This is a genomic window from Actinomycetota bacterium (genome assembly GCA_005888325.1).
Lineage (GTDB): Bacteria > Actinomycetota > Acidimicrobiia > Acidimicrobiales > AC-14 > AC-14.
On record VAWU01000026.1, the window covers coordinates 156,404 to 158,336 of the forward strand.

Below are 1,933 nucleotides of genomic sequence, written 5' to 3' on the forward strand. Positions count from 1 at the left end.
CACCGTCATCTCCCAGATCGGCAAGCTGGTGTACGGCGGGGGCGCAGCCGGCAACGTCCTCTACTACGCGCTGCAGGCGGGCACCATGCTCATCCTGGTCCTCGCGGCCAACACGAGCTTCGCCGACTTCCCCCGCCTGGCCAGCTTCCATGCCGACGACCACTTCATGCCCAAGCAGCTCACCAAGCGGGGCCACCGCCTGGTGTTCTCGAACGGCATCATCTCGCTGGCGGTGGCCTCGATCGTCCTCGTCATCGTCACAGGCGCCAAGGTCGACCGGCTCATCCCGCTCTACGCGATCGGTGTGTTCACGTCGTTCACCCTGTCGCAGGCAGGCATGGCCAAGCACCACGTCACCCTGAAGGAGCCGGGATGGCAGGGAGGGCTGTTCGTCAACGGGATGGGCGCGCTTCTGTCCCTCGTCGTCGACATCGTCATCGCGGTGACGAAGTTCACCCACGGGGCATGGGTCATCTGCGTGCTCGTCCCGTTCTTCGTTGCGGTGCTGGTGCGGCTCAACCGGCAGTACGAGTCGGAGAGCACCGAGCTCGAGCGTGATGCGCGCCAGGCCGCGGAGGCGCCCGTCCTGCGCCGGCACGTCGTGCTCGTGCTGGTGGACAGCCTCGACCTCAGCGCGGCGCGCGCGATCCAGTACGCGCGCACGCTTGCGCCCGACGAGCTGCGCGCCGTGCACGTGGCCGGCGACCTCCATCGGGCCGAGGAGCTGGCCGCACAGTGGCGTCGCCTGGGGCTCTCCCGGGTGCCGCTCGAGCTGGTCGACTGCCCCGACCGGCGCATCGCCCGCTCGGTGCTCGAGGTGGTGGCCGAGGCCACCGCCGACGGCCAGACCGAGGTGAGCGTGCTCGTGCCGAGGCGCATGTACCGCCGCTCGTGGCACAAGTTGCTCCACGACCGCACCGCCGACTCGATCGCACGCGTCGTCTCGCGGCTGCCCCACGCCAACGTCACGTTCGTGCCCTACCACCTGGGCGCGACGAGGCACGAGGAGGAGAAGGTCCGATGAGTGTCCTGTCCCGCCGGCGTGAACGCGCGGTCGCCCCTCCGCCCCCTGCCGCTCCGCCGCCGGCCGCGCACGTCGCGTCTCCGCTCCCGGCTGCGGAGGACGTGTCTCTGCTCCCGGCCGCTGAGGCCGTCCCCATCGCCGAGATGAGGTGGCGCGAACGGGCGCGCGTGGCGGGTCGGGTGCGGTCGATGCGGATCCAGCCGTGGGGGGGCGTGCCCACGCTCGAGTGCACGCTCGTCGACGCCACCGGTGGCGTGGCCGTCGTGTTCCTCGGCCGCCGCGAGGTGGCCGGCATCCACCCCGGGACGTGCCTCGCGATCGAGGGCATGGTGGGCGAGCACAACGGTCGCCTCGCCATCCTCAACCCCACCTACGACTTCGTCACCTCGCAGGCGGGTTCTCCTGACAGGCCGGTGTCCTAGAGTCCGCGGGTGACCCGGCTGCACCACGTCAACGTGACCTGCCGCCCCGACGACACGGAGACGGTCGCCGCGTTCTACCGCGACGTCCTGCAACTGGCCCCGGTCGACAAGGCCCCGGGCACCGACCCCGGCGGCGTGTGGTTCACGATCGACGCGACGAGCCAGGTCCATCTCTCCGAGCGGGAGTCGCCCGCCCATCCCCACGCGCACTTCGCGCTGGTGGTCGACGACTTCGCCGGCGTGGTCGACCGGCTACAGCGCGGCGGCCGCGAGTGGCAGCCGGCCCCGCCGGTCTTCGGGGCCGGTCGGGGGTTCACCCGTGACCCCGCCGGCAACCGCATCGAGGTGCTCGAGCGGGCCGGCTCTGCTCTCTAGGTGTAGTGCCCCATGACGTTGCCGACACGACTCACCGGTGGCCCGCCGATAGCGGTGTGGTGGCGATGATGGTTGTAGACGTGCAGCCACCGAGTCAACGCGCGGGTGCGTT

General features: G+C 70.9%; 4 protein-coding genes and 1 pseudogene (1 of these 5 only partly in view). 4 read left to right on the plus strand and 1 reads right to left on the minus strand.

Going from position 1 to position 1,933, the window contains the following annotated elements; all coding sequences use genetic code 11:
• From E6G06_10455 to E6G06_10470, 4 genes and pseudogenes are all read left to right on the plus strand, one after another.
• Window positions 1-558 (plus strand): annotated as a pseudogene (locus tag E6G06_10455) (APC family permease); it begins 945 nt to the left of the window's first position.
• Entirely contained in the window at window positions 443-1,024 is a 582-nt protein-coding gene (locus E6G06_10460) for a hypothetical protein (protein ID TML91461.1), read from the plus strand. Before E6G06_10455 ends, E6G06_10460 begins: the two are co-directional and overlap by 116 nt.
• Complete coding sequence (locus E6G06_10465; GenBank protein ID TML91462.1) at window positions 1,021-1,446, plus strand: hypothetical protein; 426 nt, start codon at window positions 1,021-1,023, stop codon at window positions 1,444-1,446. Before E6G06_10460 ends, E6G06_10465 begins: the two co-directional genes overlap by 4 nt.
• A gap of 9 nt (window positions 1,447-1,455) precedes the next feature.
• Entirely contained in the window at window positions 1,456-1,821 is a 366-nt protein-coding gene (locus tag E6G06_10470) for a lactoylglutathione lyase (protein ID TML91463.1), read from the plus strand.
• Here the strand turns inward: E6G06_10470 and E6G06_10475 are convergent.
• A partial coding sequence (locus E6G06_10475; GenBank protein TML91464.1) for an IS481 family transposase occupies window positions 1,818-1,933 on the minus strand: 116 nt, incomplete at its 5' end. The genes E6G06_10470 and E6G06_10475 overlap by 4 nt on opposite strands.